The sequence below is a fragment of the Paenibacillus sp. N22P23 genome (assembly GCF_059383735.1).
Map to the genome: position 1 here is coordinate 51,058 of NZ_JBXENT010000007.1, position 15,324 is coordinate 66,381.

A 15,324-nucleotide genomic window follows, 5' to 3' on the forward strand; every position below is an offset into this window, starting at 1 on the left:
GTGGCCTGGTTGTTCTTGCTCATATCTGGGCTGGGTGAAGTAGGCGGCGTGACGGGCATGAAGCTGTCGAATGGGTTTAAAAACTGGAAGGGAACGCTGCTCGCGTTAGCATCCGGGATGGTCAGTTTTTATTTCCTGTCGCGATCGCTGCAGGATGTCCCGATCAGTACCGCCTACGGCGTTTGGACGGGAATCGGCTCTGTCGGCAGTGTTGTACTTGGGATGCTGGTGTTCGGTGAATCAAAGGATAAACGGAAATTGCTCTTCATCGCTATGATCATAATTAGTGTTGCGGGATTACGAATTACAGGCGGCGGTCATTAATGGACGGCCGCTTTATTTTGATCAAATAACCGGATCACTTCTTCGCTTTCAACCCAATCTTCTGCGCTCCCAGCTTCACATGGGCGTTCTTCATATATTGCTCCCACACGAAACCGCTCCGGTAATTCTCCAGCATCAGCAGTGTGATGCCTTTGTCGATCCCGATAACGTCAGCGTCATACCAAGCCGGCGTATGCTCCAAATTAAACGCGTCCTTAAAGCCGTACGTTCCCCAAAGTTCAGGCAGCGTCTTATAGTAGCGAAGCGCTTCCAGCGACTGCTCCGGCGTAAACACAATCGAGCCGGCCGCCCCCGCAGGCGGTACCGTACCGTCTACGAGATGCTGGTCATTGCTGGTGCCGGAAGGCGCTGCGCCGAATCGACCCTCATAGCCGTTTGGACTATCGGAAGCGGTGAAGCCCCAAGCTTGACGACCTAGTGATGGATACAGGGAAGATTGATCAATGGCGTATTGCAGATTGGTTTGCGAAGCAACGACTGAATTAAGCCACCAATCAACGCCTTCATTGTCCGCTAAGCCCCGGAAATCAAACCAAGCGTGGCTGAATTGATGCGTAAACAGCGACCCAAACCAGGAATGGATGAAAGGCTGCTCATCTCCGTATGCTTTCACATCTCGCGTGAAGCTGTAAAACATGCCAGGGTCGGTTGGGTGCGTCGGTGAACCGGAGGCGAGCACATAGAGAGACAGCTGCTCCGCATAGAAATCCCAAGCGCCGGCAAATCCGCTCTCCGGCGAGTAGCCCATATAGAACTGGTTCGTATCCGGGTTGCGGTACCAGTCCCACTCGACTCGCTGATACAGCTCTTCTGCTTTCTTTGCAACCTCGCCTTGAAAATATTCCCCAGCCACGATCGCGCCGTTTAGTGCCAGCGCTGTATCAATAATGGACACCTCGCTCGTACCCGACCGCGAAGCATCGCTCATGTTCAGAAAATGATAGAAGAACCCATGCTCCTGCGCAGCATGCTTCAATAATGTATCCAGCGTTCCTTCTGCCCGCTCCGCTGCTTCATCCTTGGTAATCCAGCCGCGCTCGGCGCCAATTGCGATTGCCGTTAGGCCAAAACCTACGGATGCAACGCTGCTCATGTTCGGATTGCTAGGTGCCCGGTCCCGAATAAGGCCATAACCCGGGCTTTGCTTATCGGTATTGGCTTCCAGCCAGAAGAACTCGAAGCTTGAGCGGCTTTCCTGCTCCAGCAAAGGATCTTCTTGCTTGGCTGCCTTCTTCGGCTTCGGCGGTTCAGCGTTCGGGTTCCATGCGTACCAAATTCCGAGCGTGGCGCCAAGCAAAACGATCATTGAAACGACAATCATCCAGATCCGCACGGACGCTTGTTGGTGTTGGTTTTTCCCCACCTGCGTAAAACCCCTCAGTCAGCAATTTTCTTTCGATATTCCCCTATAACGCAGCAAGCCCCGCCGCTCACTGGAGGAGCCGCGGGGCAAGCCTATTATTATACGCCCGTGTTCACGCCACCCATTAGGCCAAGCAGCTCCTCAGCGGGATAAGCGCCGGATAGCGCATAGCGGTTATTAAAGACGAAGAAAGGAACACCGGTAACACCGATTTGCTGCGCGCGCTTCTGGTCAGCGTCTACCGACTCGCCGCCCTCGCCGCTCTCAAGCCTAGCCTGCAGATCCGGCGTGAAGACGCCAAGCCGTTCCGCAATCGCAAGAATGACACCCATCTGCGCCACGTCCAAGCCTTCTTCGAAATAGGAGCGGAACAGTTCTTCCACGGCCTCTGCCTTACGCTCCTCAGGCATGATAGCAACGAAACGATGCGCAAGACGCGTGTTCGGCATCCGGGTTACCCGGTCGAAGTTGAATGTGACGCCAACAGCCGCTCCTGCTTGTGTGACTTGTTGTGTGGCCCGTTTCATGGATTCGGGTCCGCCCATTTTCTTAGCCATTACATCATCGAACGGTTTACCCTCTTCGGGCAGCCCAGGATCAAGCTGATACGCGTGATAGGTGACAGTGACCGGTTCATCGTTCTTCTCCGACCAAAGCGCGAGCGCACGGTATAGATTTTGCTTGCCGATGCGGCACCAAGGGCAGACCACATCCGAGTACAGGTCAATATGCATATGGAAACGACAACCTTTCGAATAGTTTGTCAGGTCTTCTCTTCATTTATTGTTGTTACATCACCATGCTAATGTAGTTTTGCATATCAAGCAAGGGTAGATACGGCGCACGGTGCATTTTCGAATAGTTGCTTTGTTATTTATGAGGGCAGTAAACTGATTGGTATAGAGAACTTCGGGTAATAAGGAGGGACGGTATGATTGAAATCGGACTATGCGGGTGGGGCGATCATTCGGAGCTGTACCGGGAAGCGGGCAAGGAAAAGAATAAGCTGCCGGCCTATGCCCACTGGTTCCGGGTCGTCGAGGTGGACAGCACCTTCTATGCCATTCAGTCCCCGCAGGTGATGGAAAAATGGGCGGCTGAAACGCCGGATCACTTCCGCTTCGTGATTAAAGCGTATCAAGGGATGACAGGTCATGCGCGCGGAGGAAAAGGGCATCATCCCTACGAAAGCGAGGCGGCGATGTTTCAAGCGTTTCGGGAAGCAATCGAACCGATCCGCGCCGCTGGCAAGCTGCTTGCCGTGCTGTTTCAATACCCGCCGTGGTTTACCTGCAACCGGCCTAACGTCGATACGCTGCGGACGGCTAAGTCGAGGATGGGCGATATCCCTTGTGCGCTGGAATTTCGTAACCAGAGCTGGTTTACAAGCGAAATGAGCGAGAAAACCATTGCTTTTACGCGCCGAGAAGGCTGGATTCATACGGTATGCGATGAGCCGCAAGCCGGTGAAGGCTCCATTCCGATCGTAGAAGCGGCTACGGATGAACAATTCACCATCGTACGGCTTCATGGGCGCAACACGGATGGATGGGTGTCCGCTGGACAACCTAACTGGCGAGATGTTCGTTATTTGTATCGTTATAATGAAACGGAGCTGTCGGAGTGGGTAGAGCGATTGAGGCGTTTGGAGCAATTAACCGGCACGGTATGCGTGCTGTTCAATAACAACTCCGGCGGGGATGCGGCGGACAATGCTTTACAGCTCATGGCGATGCTGCATCAACTGCCGCCTCGCGGCTCGTTCAAGCTGGCGCCGCCGAAGGAAACCGCACAGCAGCTGGAGCTTTTTGAATAGACGCATGCTCATCATCGCAAAATAGGAGTACAACCGCCGTTGACACTTTCAACTGTAACTGATATGATTACAGTACAAAGCGGGGTGCCGTTAAGCATGAACAGCGAATTCACCATTGCCGTACACAGTTTGGTTTACCTGGCGTATTTGCCTGAACGCATGGCCCCAAGCGAAGCCATTGCCGATAATGTCTCGACCAATCCTGCTAGAATCCGCAAGGTGATGAGCTGTTTGAAGCGAGGCGGTTATGTCGATACAAGGGAAGGCGCAGGCGGCGGATACCGGCTTACACTGGATCCGGCCATCGTCAACCTAGCCGACATTTACCGGCTGATGGCGCAAGGCTCCGTTATTCCGAGCTGGTGCTCGGGCGATCCAGAGATGGATTGCGTAGTCGGCTCCAACATGCGTGAAGTCATGGATGGGATCTTTTGCAGAGCGGAGAAGCAGCTGGAGAGTTATTTTGGCGGCATTACGATCTCCGATGTGCTGGGTCAAATTAAGGAATGCGAGCAGTGTTGAACAAGGTGTGACGGGGTTTCCCTTCCCATAAGCTTGTGAACTTATTGTAGAGAGGATGATTGAATATGGCAGTAGCATTGACGAAAGACACATTCAACAAAAGCATCGAGAGCGGCGTAACGCTCGTTGATTTCTGGGCACCATGGTGCGGACCTTGCAAAATGCAGCTTCCAATCGTAGAAGAGCTTTCCGGCGAGCTTGCTGGTACAGCTACAATCGCTAAAATCAACGTGGACGAGGAGCCAGAATTGGCATCCCAATTCGGCGTGATGTCGATCCCAACCCTGATTCTGTTCAAAGACGGTCAACCGGTTGATAAAATGGTTGGTCTCCAATCCAAAGACGCCCTGAAAAACAAAATTCAAGGCCAAATCTAAGCATTGCTTTACGAGCCCTCGCGCCAATATGGTGTGGGGGCTTCGTTGTTTCGATATACGAAATCCGCAGCCTATGCAACAATAAGCATACATATATAATTACATATCTATTAACGAGATTTTTTAACGCTTAAATACGTCTCTATAAGTAATGAGTAAAACGTCAGGGGGCAGGGTCTATGCAGAAATGGCTCGCGCAGCTTCGTAAAGGCTACGGCAAGAAGTTGGCTAAGCTTCATTCCATAAACGGTTGGATTGTCGTGATTCTGACGCTAACAGGACTGGTGTTGTTCCAAGGACTTTGGCGCGGCATTCTGGGTGAAGGCCGAGTCATCATCCGATATGTGCATATCGTGGTCGGAATCGCGTCACTGCTGCCGGTCGTATTCTATTTGGCACTGGCTGCGAAGCATTGGAAACAGTTGAAGGGCAAGTCGTGGCAGAAGGCTAACGTCATTATTGTATTGGGGCTGTTGGTCGGCTGGCTGCTGTCCGGTGTGCTTTTGTGGCAATTCAAGGCGGTTGGTCCGGCATGGTCCAGTAGTGCTCTCACCATTCACGATCTGCTGACATGGGTTGGACTTCCCTATATCATCTACCACTCCATAACAAGGCTGAAATGGCTCAAGGAGCCGCATCGCCGTACGATCAAGACGGGACAGCAAGGAGAAGGCGTTCATCCGGCGGCTAGACCAGAGGCGGTCATGTCGAGGCGTTCGTTTATTCGGGTTACGGTAGGAGCGGGTATCGCCATTGCGATCGGACCTTCTTTTCTAAAATGGCTTGGCAACCAGGCGTCGCCCGGCGCTAATCTGGATGAGATCATAGAGGCTGATGCCAATTCGCTCATTCCTGCACCGAAACCGCTTCCCGCCTCTTCGCCGCCGATCGGCGGGGGTAGCCGCGGCTCGTTCCGCATTTATACGGTGACGCCGATCCCGGAGTTCGACAATAGCACCTTTACTTTCATTGTAGACGGTCTTGTGGAGAAGCGGCTGCAGTGGAACTGGGAGCAGTTTGTGGCGCTGAAGCGGGAAGTCCAAGTGAGTGATTTCCACTGCGTGACCGGCTGGTCGGTCCTCGGCAATACGTGGGAAGGCATTAAGTTGAAGGATTTCTTGAAGATGGCAGGCGTGAAGCCTGCGGCTAGGACGGTAAAACTGTACTCCGGAGACGGCGTGTATACGGATTCCCTTACTCTTGAGCAGGCTGATATGGATGATGTTCTGGTAGCGGTGCTGCACGATGGGAAGCCGATTCCAAGTGATCTCGGAGGCCCGGTCCGGTTGGTTGTTCCGAAGATGTATGCCTATAAGTCGGTCAAATGGCTGAATCGCATTGAGCTCATTGAAGGGGATCATACCGGATACTGGGAAGAACGCGGCTACGATACGGATGCGTGGGTATAGGGAATGGTGAGCGCGGCATTTTATTATAAAAATAGGTTTGACATTCACGTTACGTAAAGGTGTAAAGTGGGGTTGTCGGGAGGTGATGAAGGTGGAATATACCGTTCAGAAACTGGGCGGGCTCGCGGGAATCAGTACGAGGACCTTGCGGTTCTATGACGAAGTAGGCATTCTTAAGCCGGCAAGAATGAACTCTTCGGGCTACCGAATTTACGGTCAGGCGGAGGTCGACAGACTGCAGCAGATCTTATTTTATCGGGAGCTTGGCGTCAGCTTGGATCGCATTAAAGAGCTTCTGACTGATCCGTCCTTCGATGGCACCGCAGCCTTGGTCCAGCACCGGGAACAGCTTCTCGATAGAAGACGGCAGCTCGATGCGCTGATCGCAAACGTGGATCAAACCATCGCTGCGGCTGAAGGGAGAATCTCTATGAGCGATAAGCAGAAATTTGAAGGATTCAAGCAGCGTCTAATTGACGAGAATGAGCAGAAATACGGCAAGGAAGTGCGCGAGAAATACGGCGATGATGCCGTAAACCAGTCGAACGCGAAGGTTAAGGGCATGTCACAGGAAGACCATGAGCGGGTCACTCGTCTGGCGGAGGAAATCAAGGAAACGCTGGCCGAGGCTTTCAAGCAGGGGGATCCGGCAGGCGAGCTCGCACAGAAGGCGGCGGATTTGCACCGTCAATGGCTGAGCTTCTATTGGGCGCAGTATAGCAAGGAAGCCCACGCGAACCTGTCGCAAATGTACGTAGATGATGAGCGGTTCAAAGCGTATTACGACGTGAATCAACCGGGAACAGCCGAGTTTCTGCGCGATGCGATTCATATCTATACAGGTGCAGGCAATCCGTAAGGAAAAAGGTGTCCACTAGGTCCGTGTTGGCCTGGTGGACACCTTTTGCATGTGTGTAGGACGAGATGGGACGTATACGTGCGATGCTTAGCTACTTATCGGTTTTCTTCTTTACGCTGCTGTAGTTGGTGACGGACTTGGCATCTTCGAGCGTGTCGTTGACGAAGGCCATATCCTGATTCTTAGCATGCATCTTGGTCGTGCCTTTGTAATTGCCTTTATGGGTTTGATTTTCCATGCCGGTTCACCTCCGAAGGATGGTCGCACATAAAGTAGTATGTTCGGAAGTTGGGGGTGGCATGCGGAGTGGGGTGGTTGAAGGATTATAACTTTTTAGTTATAATATAACTAATCCGTTAAAACGGAATATGGAGGAAATTGAATATAGAGGTGTCCGATGTATCAGATCCGATTGTACACAGACATCCATGATCGTTCTCCTTTTCAAGATTCGCTCGCAGAACTCGACAAAGCAGCTGTATCGGACAAACATGCTAGAGGACTTCGTAAGAAAATCAATTATTGTATTGAAATTTTACGTATCGGTGGTACTAGAGCCGGAGAAAAGTTCACGAAGCAAATTGAAGAGAAGCTTTGGGAGTTGCGCATTGATGATCACAGAGCGTTTTTCTTTTTATGGAATGGCAATCATTTTGTTCTCTTACATATGTTTCGTAAAGAGACAAAGAAAACGCCGCCTGCCGAAATAGAAAAAGCGAAGCGAGCGATGAAGGACTGGATCAAGCGACATGGTAGCTGAGGGAGAATACCACTCCCTCCCCCAAGTGGGGTACTTGGATAAGTTGCGTTAAGGACACTATACAAAAATTGGAGGTATTAAGAATGACAAGTCAAAAGGATTATAGGTATAAGAACAGATTTAGATACAATAAAATTAGAAATAATATGTATTGAACCTTTAGTCAATAATTCAAATCTAACTTAAGAATTGAGGCACGAATTCATGATAAATTGGGACGATGTCAAACACAGTTCGTCGATCCCAGATGCTGAACTCGAAGCTGTAGCTTTTACAGCACAACTTGTAGCAAAAATAATACTCAGAAGAAAGCAACTGGGATGGACACAAGGACAGTTGGCTAAAGCAGCTGGCTTGAAGCAATCTTTTGTTTCAAGAGTAGAAAGTGCGAAGACGATTCCACGTATCGACACCATCCAGACTTTAGCCAAAGTTCTAGGAATGAAACTTGATCTTGTAATGGATGAGCAGGCAGCAACTATAGCGTAACACACCACGTGATACGGGGGCCGTTAAGGAATAACGGCCCTTGTATTATTAATATGATGATTTTGGATAAGGGAATAAGGGCGAATCTTGCTTTTTTATTTCCCCCCCTTCATGTATAATGTCATGAGATTGTTTAATACGGAACAGGGGTGTCTTCATAAATGGCTTTGAAAGCTGGAATCGTCGGTTTGCCAAACGTAGGTAAATCCACTTTATTTAATGCAATAACGCAAGCGGGCGCGGAATCCGCGAACTATCCGTTCTGTACGATCGACCCGAACGTGGGCGTCGTTGAAGTACCGGATGAGCGTCTTGATAAATTGACGGAGCTTGTTGTACCGAACAAAACCGTTCCGACTGCTTTTGAATTCATCGATATTGCAGGTATTGTAAAAGGCGCGAGCAAAGGCGAAGGCCTCGGCAACAAGTTTCTTGCGCACATCCGCGAAGTGGATGCGATCGTACACGTCGTTCGCTGCTTCCAAGATGACAACATCACGCATGTATCCGGCAAAGTAGATCCAATCGGAGATATCAACACCATCAATCTGGAGTTGATTTTGGCGGATATCGACTCCGTTGATCGCAAAATCGAACGTTCCCGCAAAAACCTCAAAGGCGGCGACAAGAAGGTCGTGCAAGAGGTTGAAACACTGGAGCGTATTAAAGAAGCGTTGTACAACGATCAACCAGCGCGCAGTCTTGACCTCTCTGAAGATGAGAAGGCGATTGTACGCGATCTTCACCTGCTCACGATGAAACCGATCTTATACGCAGCCAACGTTAGCGAAGGCGAAGCGGCAAACTCCGATGGCAACGAGTATGTGGAATTGGTACGTGAATTCGCGAAAGCAGAAGGCGCAGAAGTGGTGCCAATCAGCGCGAAGGTAGAATCCGAAATCGCTGAGCTTGAAGGCGAAGACAAAGAAATGTTCCTAGAGGAACTTGGTCTCACGGAATCCGGCCTTAACCGTTTGATTCGCGCAGCTTACAAGCTGCTTGGTCTGTACACGTACTTTACGGCAGGCGTGCAAGAAGTGCGTGCATGGACGATTCGTAAAGGCATGAAGGCGCCGCAAGCAGCCGGCGTTATTCATACGGATTTTGAACGCGGCTTTATCCGTGCGGAAGTGGTTTCTTATGACGACCTGATGGCGGCAGGCTCCATGAATGCTGCGAAGGAAAAAGGTCAGCTTCGCCTTGAAGGCAAAGAATACGTGGTGCAAGACGGCGACGTTATGCATTTCCGCTTCAACGTGTAGCGATTGAATGGTTGGTTTTAGGGCCCGAAATTCTCGGGTCCTTTTGCTATGTCTTGCGGCGCTTGTACTAAAGTCGGCAAATTCTCCAAAATTGTCACGTTTATGGTTTGTAGTGCGTTATGTTATACTAAAGGAACAATCAATTGGATTTATTCTAAAGTAGAGGTGAATGACAGTGTTGGACCGTTTACAGGCACTCGCTGACCGGTATGATAAATTGAGCGAGCTGTTGTGCGATCCGGATGTGGCTAGCGATCCGAAGAAGCTGCGCGACTACTCGAAGGAGCAGTCGGACTTGCAAGCTCCTTATGAGGCATATACGGAATACAAGCAAGTTTCCGAGCAGCTTAGTGAAGCAAAAGTAATGCAGAATGAGAAGCTTGATGATGAAATGCGTGAAATGGTGAAGATGGAAATCGATGAACTAAGCACGCGCCAGACTGAGCTTGAAGAACATATTCATGTTCTCCTGCTGCCTAAAGACCCGAATGACGACAAGAACGTTATCGTTGAGATCCGCGGCGCTGCCGGCGGCGACGAAGCGGCTTTGTTCGCATCGGATTTGTACCGGATGTACATGAAATTCGCGGATACTCAAGGCTGGCGCGTGGAGCTGCTGGAGTTCAGCGAGAGTGATCTTGGCGGCTTCAAAGAGGTTATCTTCATGGTAACTGGCAAAGGCGCCTACAGTAAGCTGAAATTCGAGAGCGGCGCGCACCGCGTTCAGCGGATTCCGGTAACGGAGTCCGGCGGCCGAATTCACACATCGACATCAACCGTGGCCGTTATGCCGGAGGTTGAAGAGGTCGAGATTGAAATTCTGGACAAAGATATTCGGGTTGATACGTTCTGCTCCAGCGGTGCAGGCGGTCAGTCCGTTAATACAACGAAATCAGCGGTTCGCGTGCTTCACGTTCCGACGGGCATTATGGCTCAGTGTCAGGATGGTAAGTCGCAGAACGAGAACAAAGCGAAGGCGCTTCAAGTTCTTCGTGCACGGATTTCGGATATCAAGCGCCAAGAAGAAGAAGCCAAGTATGCCGGCGAACGCAAAAGCAAAGTCGGTACAGGCGACCGCAGCGAGCGGATTCGGACATACAACTACCCGCAAAGCCGGGTTACGGATCACCGTATCGGCCTTACGCTGCACAAGCTTGATTCCGTATTGAACGGCGATATGGAAGAAATCATCAATGCGCTGACATTGACCGCTCAGACGGAACTGATGGAACGCGAGAATTTGGCGTAATAGCGTGATTTATAAAGCGTTATAAGAGCATAAGAGCGATATAAGAGCGATTAATAGCTGGAAATGACGGGAGCGGCCTAGGCTGCTCCCGTTTGTGTAGCGTGGGAGTAAAGTGAGATGTGAATGAGCAAGTGAAGTGCCTCAGTAACCGCAAGTCATAGTTCCAGTCAAAAGGAGGGCTTAATGTGGAAAGTGGTCTAACTGGAGGGGGTAGCGGAAGCGGGGTGCAGCCAACGATTGGAGAGGTTTGTGTCCGTGCGACGAGCATGTTGGAAGCGCGTGGCATCAGCGAGCCTCGCAACAATGCGGAGCTGTTGCTGCTGCATGTGCTCGGAATGGAGCGGGCCGCGCTGATCCGCGATTGGCGTGACCCTTTTCCGCAGCAGCATGCGGCTGAATGGGAAGCGCTGCTTGCCCGCAAAGCTGCTGGCGAGCCTGTGCAGTATTTGATCGGCGAGCAATGGTTCTACGGATTGCCTTATCAGGTCACGCCTGCGGTGCTCATCCCGCGACCGGAGACGGAGCTGTTAGTTGAGGCCGTGCTGGAAGCAGCGGATAAGTTGTGGCCGGAGGCTGCGGGTGCGTTAGTGGAGAGCCAGGGAGCGGCGAATGATGAAGGTGAGTCAAGCAGGGTGCCGACGATTGTAGATGTCGGCACAGGCAGTGGCGCCATTGGCGTGACGCTGGCAACGCTGCGTCCGCTGTGGCGCGTCTGCGCGTCCGATCTGTCGCCGGACGCGCTGGCGGTCGCCCGCACGAATGCGGCGCGCCAAGGTGCAGCGGCGCGCATGACGTTCGTGCAGGGCGACCTGCTCGGGCCGTTCGCGCAGCCGCGGCCCGAGGAGCACACCGATGCGCCCGGCAGCGTAGCCGGCCTGCGCATCGACGTGCTGGTCTCGAACCCGCCATATATTCCGGCGGGGGATATTGCCGGCTTGCAGCCGGAAGTGCGCGATCACGAGCCGCGCCTCGCACTTGATGGCGGCGATGACGGGCTGACGCCATATCGGCGCATGGCGGAGCAGCTCGCGCAGCTGTCTTCGCTGCCGCGCATCGTCGGCTTTGAGCTTGGCATGGGCCAAGCCGAAGCGGTTGCCGACCTTCTTCGCGGCATCGGCGCTTGGCGCGAAGTGCGCATCATCGACGACTATGCCGGCATTGGTCGCCATGTGCTAGCAGTGGAATAAAGAAGAAAAAGGGCACCGCCAGTCGGTGCCCTTTCACGTTATCGTTTCAAATTCCCCTCATGCTCCACATACACGCTGACGTCGATCCGGTTTAACGAACTCTCCTCCAACTTGACGTTGCGCCAGTTCGGATCTTTTTTCTGAAACAGCTTATTCTTGAAGTTATACAGATCAACCCCAAGCTTCAATCCCTCGTTGTAGCTCATCCGAATTTCTTGAGCGATTTGACGCTGCGCCTCTTGAGAAATCGTTTCTTCACTTGCTTGTTGATCTTTGAGCTCGATATTATTTCCCGTCGCCTTCACTTTGATATTAAATACAGGCTTTCCATTCCGGTACTCGACGGACAGCTTCTGACTGATCTGATCAATCGATAAGATGGCCGACTTCGTATCGGCAGGCGTGCGCTTCGTTTGATTGTCCATCCACCTCAATCCCATGGCCTGCTTCTTCGCCAGCTCTCCTTTGAAGGATTTATCGTAGATGGCAAACACGCCGTTCATTTTCAACTTGGGCTCGGGCTTCTCTTCGCTCTGCCAAGCGGTTTTGTCGAGGGCCAGAATTGGGATCAGCGTTGTCTTCCCCGGCTCATTGAGGTTGACCTGGTACTCTAGCGCAATTAATGGCCTAATGATAGACCGCTGGTCGAAGTTATCCTCCGGCTCAATCATGATGGTCATGAGCGGGGACTGATTAAAGAAGGATTGCGTCTTGAAGACCTCTTCAATCGGCTCCTTTGTTCCAAATACCCATGGCGTGTAACGAAGCTCCCGGTAACGTTTCAGCGTGTCAAAGTAATCGGTACCTCCGGCGCGAAGCGCGCTTGCCGTAAACAGGTAGCACCTCACGTTACTCCAATAAATTCTTCGCTGCGAAGTTTCAACCGTTGATGCAAGTGCGGCGGCCAAGGTTTTCCCGGTGGATCGGCCGACGTACATTTTAGGTCCGCTCCCCGTGCCGCTCTCCGTTTTGGCGACATAGCTAAAGCCTACGATTTGTACGTACGTCACGAACTGATTGTTCTTGTAGTCGACGCCGACCGCAATGGGATAGATCAGATTTTCCATCGTTTTAAAATCCCAGCATCCGCTTAGGAGCAGCAGGCATGAGAGCGTGCCGATTAGTTGAGCTGTTTTTGCGCGCATCCTCATTCTCCTTGCTTAGTCTCATCGGCTGGAAGCAGCGTAGTTGGCCGTTTTTTCTTTGATTTGAAGGGGCGATTGGCCAGTGCAACGAGCGCGGATTTGAAATTGAACTCATCGAGCGGCGCCCAATAGGATAGTCCGAATGAGGTGAGTGTGCACGTATAGGCGATGGTAGATAGGACGCCAATGAAGAATCCGTAGATGCCTAGACAAGAAGACAATAGCAGAATATAGATGCGTATTAGGGTGACAGTTCCGGTCAGCGACTGGTTCACCAGCGAGAAGGAAGCTACGGCCGTGACCGCGATGACCATGAGGAGCGCTGGCGAGGCCAAACCGGACCGAATGGCGGCATCACCGATGATGAGTCCGCCGACGACCGTTACCGTTTGTCCAACCGCTTTGGGCAGACGCACGCCGGCCTCGCGAAAAAGCTCAAATAACCCCATCATTAGCAGCGCTTCGAGTGGCGCAGAGAACGGAATGCCTGCGCGACCGACGGAGATCGTCGTCAGTAAAAAGAAGGGCACTTGATCGATGTTGAAGCAGGTAATGGCGATGTAGAAGCCGGGCAGCACCATGGCAATGAAGAGTCCGATGAGCCGGAGAATGCGCTGCATGAACGTGTAGGGGTACGGAAAATGAACGTCCTCGGGTGATTTTAACTGTTCGGTAAGGCTGGCCGGCCCGATGACAGCAATAGGGAACCCGTCGGCCAGAATGACGAATCGGCCGGTAAGCAGCGCCTCGACGGCAAAATCAGGTCTGCCGATATAATCGACCAGCGGAAAGATGGAATCGCTGGAGTCGCTCAGAAATTCCTCCAGCTGCGCGCTGCCCACGATGGAATCGACATCGATGCTGCGGATTCTCGTTCGCGCTTCCTCCACAAACGGTGGATGGATCACATCGTAGATATAGAGCAACCCAAGCCCCGTTCTGCCACGTTTGCCAATCGTAAAATGCTCGTAGCGGAGCGAGGTGGTTTTCAGCCGCTTCCGAATCAGCGCGACGTTCGTTGAAAGCTCTTCCGTAAATCCATCCCGCGGTCCGCGAATCGAGGCTTCGCTTGCGGATTCCTCCGGCGTTCGGCTGGGCGGGCTGGCAATGTTGGCTTCGTAGGCAGCTGTGCCGCTTTCCTGAAAGAACAAGATGACGACTGAGCCTGAGAATACCGAGCTCACCAGCTGCTCCAGTGCTTCCTCCTCGCCGAAACAATGCACCTCGTCGTTCTCGATCATATCCGCCAAGCGGGGGAGTACATATTGAACCAGCTGTTTATGATCCGCCATGCCTTCGCAGTACACCGTTGCCAAGCTGCCGTGCTTCTCGAATTTGACATCGTGGCAGTTGTTGAATAACGTGCGTACATCCGCTTCTTGCGCATGACTAATATTCATGAGATCACTCGTTTCTTTGTCAGGATATGGGCGATTGCGGTCCAGCAAAGAATGGAGACCACAGAGAAGGGGTAGAAATAACGGCGCATGAGATTAAATAGGCCTTCCTCGATATGCAGCTCCATGAAGATGAACAGAATCACGGCAAGCGTTAGGATTGCAATCTTCTTGTGCAGTTCCTTCGAAGCAAACAGGTATCCGACGAACCAGAACATCAAGGCAACATCAATCGCAGTCATGCTCGTCCATTGAAACAGCGCCAGAAAGTCGACATGTTCGATAAAATCACTAACCCGGACAAGCCGCCACTGCATATAGTTCGGATACCGCTGCTTTGCGGCCTCTTCTGCGCCGAATGTCGTCAATATCGAAACAATGGCGTTCAAGAGGAGGACGGAAATGTATGCGACCGAGATCACGACGTGCTTCCGCTTCAAACGCCCCTCCATTTGAGGGATGATCAACAGCAAGAGAAAGGCTTCCATGCCGCACCGGAAAGGGTATAGCGCGCCGTGCAGCAACGGTTTCCAGCCGATCGTAAAGAAGGGGAGCAACAAGTCAAAGTGTCTGAATCTGATGGTGAATATCGCTTGCATGACATACAGCATTACAATCATTGGCGTCAGAATGGCCATCATGATGGCAATCGGCTTCAGACCTTTTATGCCCAAATAGACGCAAACCAGAAGGAGAGGCAGCGTAATCGCCCAGACCGGCGTTGCGGGGAGGATCATCGTGTCGATCCAGATAAAGTAATTGCGAAGGATAATGAACATTTCATAGACTAAGTAGAGGATCATCCATCCCTTCACGGCGCTGGATGCCCATGGACCGTATTTCCGTTTCAGTGTTTCAAGGAACGATTGTCCCTGCTGCTGCTTGCGCATAATTCGGTAAAGCCATAGGTAATAACACCAATAAGCGACGATTCCGATGATGCAGCTGATGGCGGCGTCGCGCTGGCCGACTTGGACCAAATAAGAGTAAGCGGTTATTTGCGCAAGGATGACGATGGAATTAATGGCTAACAGACAAGCCTGAGCGCTGCTGATTTTGGGATTGGAAAATTGCGACATAGGATTCACCTCATGTGCTATATTTTCCAGTAAATACATAAATATGCGTGGGAGCCGACTTGAAC

General features: G+C 51.8%; 17 protein-coding genes. 11 read left to right on the top strand and 6 right to left on the bottom strand.

Annotated features, from left to right (window positions below):
• Positions 1-324 carry a DMT family transporter gene (locus tag AC506A_RS23350; protein WP_495463406.1) on the top strand — a complete coding sequence of 108 codons (324 nt, stop codon included), beginning with the start codon at positions 1-3 and terminating at the stop codon, positions 322-324.
• 34 nt (positions 325-358) lie between these two features.
• Here the strand turns inward: AC506A_RS23350 and AC506A_RS23355 are convergent, their stop codons facing one another.
• Together AC506A_RS23355 and AC506A_RS23360 are read right to left on the bottom strand one after the other, a co-directional pair.
• Positions 359-1,708: a glucoamylase family protein gene (locus AC506A_RS23355; protein WP_495463407.1), complete on the bottom strand. Its 1,350-nt coding sequence runs from the start codon at positions 1,706-1,708 to the stop codon at positions 359-361.
• A 98-nt stretch (positions 1,709-1,806) separates the two neighbouring features.
• Positions 1,807-2,442 carry a DsbA family oxidoreductase gene (locus AC506A_RS23360; RefSeq protein WP_495463408.1) on the bottom strand — a complete coding sequence of 212 codons (636 nt, stop codon included), beginning with the start codon at positions 2,440-2,442 and terminating at the stop codon, positions 1,807-1,809.
• A 197-nt stretch (positions 2,443-2,639) separates the two neighbouring features.
• Between AC506A_RS23360 and AC506A_RS23365 the strand changes: the two genes are divergently transcribed.
• The 5 genes from AC506A_RS23365 to AC506A_RS23385 all read left to right on the top strand — a co-directional run bounded on the left by AC506A_RS23365 (position 2,640) and on the right by AC506A_RS23385 (position 6,691).
• Positions 2,640-3,524, top strand: a complete 885-nt coding sequence (locus AC506A_RS23365; protein WP_495463409.1) for a DUF72 domain-containing protein — start codon at positions 2,640-2,642, stop codon at positions 3,522-3,524.
• Positions 3,525-3,620: 96 nt separating this feature from the next.
• A complete protein-coding gene (locus tag AC506A_RS23370) occupies positions 3,621-4,046 on the top strand; it encodes an RrF2 family transcriptional regulator (RefSeq protein ID WP_495463548.1) in 426 nt (141 codons plus the stop codon).
• A gap of 65 nt (positions 4,047-4,111) precedes the next feature.
• Entirely contained in the window at positions 4,112-4,423 is a 312-nt protein-coding gene (gene trxA, locus AC506A_RS23375) for a thioredoxin (protein WP_090982163.1), read from the top strand.
• A gap of 179 nt (positions 4,424-4,602) precedes the next feature.
• A complete protein-coding gene (locus AC506A_RS23380; protein WP_495463410.1) occupies positions 4,603-5,832 on the top strand; it encodes a molybdopterin-dependent oxidoreductase in 1,230 nt (409 codons plus the stop codon).
• Between the two features lie 91 nt (positions 5,833-5,923).
• Positions 5,924-6,691, top strand: coding sequence for a MerR family transcriptional regulator (locus AC506A_RS23385; RefSeq protein WP_495463411.1), 768 nt, complete (start codon positions 5,924-5,926; stop codon positions 6,689-6,691).
• A 91-nt stretch (positions 6,692-6,782) separates the two neighbouring features.
• Here AC506A_RS23385 and AC506A_RS23390 read toward each other — a convergent pair whose 3' ends face one another.
• Positions 6,783-6,929, bottom strand: a complete 147-nt coding sequence (locus AC506A_RS23390) for a hypothetical protein (RefSeq protein WP_495463412.1) — start codon at positions 6,927-6,929, stop codon at positions 6,783-6,785.
• A 159-nt stretch (positions 6,930-7,088) separates the two neighbouring features.
• On the opposite strand from AC506A_RS23390, the gene AC506A_RS23395 reads away from it, so the two are divergent.
• The 5 genes from AC506A_RS23395 to prmC all read left to right on the top strand — a co-directional run bounded on the left by AC506A_RS23395 (position 7,089) and on the right by prmC (position 11,638).
• Complete coding sequence (locus AC506A_RS23395) at positions 7,089-7,451, top strand: type II toxin-antitoxin system RelE/ParE family toxin (RefSeq protein ID WP_495463413.1); 363 nt, start codon at positions 7,089-7,091, stop codon at positions 7,449-7,451.
• A 204-nt stretch (positions 7,452-7,655) separates the two neighbouring features.
• Complete coding sequence (locus AC506A_RS23400; RefSeq protein WP_495463414.1) at positions 7,656-7,940, top strand: helix-turn-helix domain-containing protein; 285 nt, start codon at positions 7,656-7,658, stop codon at positions 7,938-7,940.
• A gap of 161 nt (positions 7,941-8,101) precedes the next feature.
• Positions 8,102-9,202, top strand: coding sequence for a redox-regulated ATPase YchF (gene ychF / locus AC506A_RS23405; protein ID WP_495463415.1), 1,101 nt, complete (start codon positions 8,102-8,104; stop codon positions 9,200-9,202).
• A 175-nt stretch (positions 9,203-9,377) separates the two neighbouring features.
• Positions 9,378-10,451, top strand: coding sequence for a peptide chain release factor 1 (gene prfA, locus AC506A_RS23410; protein ID WP_495463416.1), 1,074 nt, complete (start codon positions 9,378-9,380; stop codon positions 10,449-10,451).
• Between the two features lie 224 nt (positions 10,452-10,675).
• Positions 10,676-11,638 carry a peptide chain release factor N(5)-glutamine methyltransferase gene (gene prmC / locus AC506A_RS23415; RefSeq protein WP_495463417.1) on the top strand — a complete coding sequence of 321 codons (963 nt, stop codon included), beginning with the start codon at positions 10,676-10,678 and terminating at the stop codon, positions 11,636-11,638.
• A gap of 38 nt (positions 11,639-11,676) precedes the next feature.
• On the opposite strand, the gene AC506A_RS23420 is transcribed toward prmC, so the two are convergent.
• Genes AC506A_RS23420 through AC506A_RS23430 form a run of 3 tightly spaced genes read right to left on the bottom strand, consistent with a single transcriptional unit; the run spans position 11,677 to position 15,259 of the window.
• Complete coding sequence (locus tag AC506A_RS23420; protein ID WP_495463418.1) at positions 11,677-12,783, bottom strand: Ger(x)C family spore germination protein; 1,107 nt, start codon at positions 12,781-12,783, stop codon at positions 11,677-11,679.
• A gap of 2 nt (positions 12,784-12,785) precedes the next feature.
• Positions 12,786-14,183, bottom strand: a complete 1,398-nt coding sequence (locus AC506A_RS23425) for a spore germination protein (RefSeq protein WP_495463419.1) — start codon at positions 14,181-14,183, stop codon at positions 12,786-12,788.
• Positions 14,180-15,259 carry a GerAB/ArcD/ProY family transporter gene (locus tag AC506A_RS23430; protein ID WP_495463420.1) on the bottom strand — a complete coding sequence of 360 codons (1,080 nt, stop codon included), beginning with the start codon at positions 15,257-15,259 and terminating at the stop codon, positions 14,180-14,182. Before AC506A_RS23430 ends, AC506A_RS23425 begins: the two co-directional genes overlap by 4 nt.
• Between the last annotated feature and the right edge of the window lie 65 nt (positions 15,260-15,324).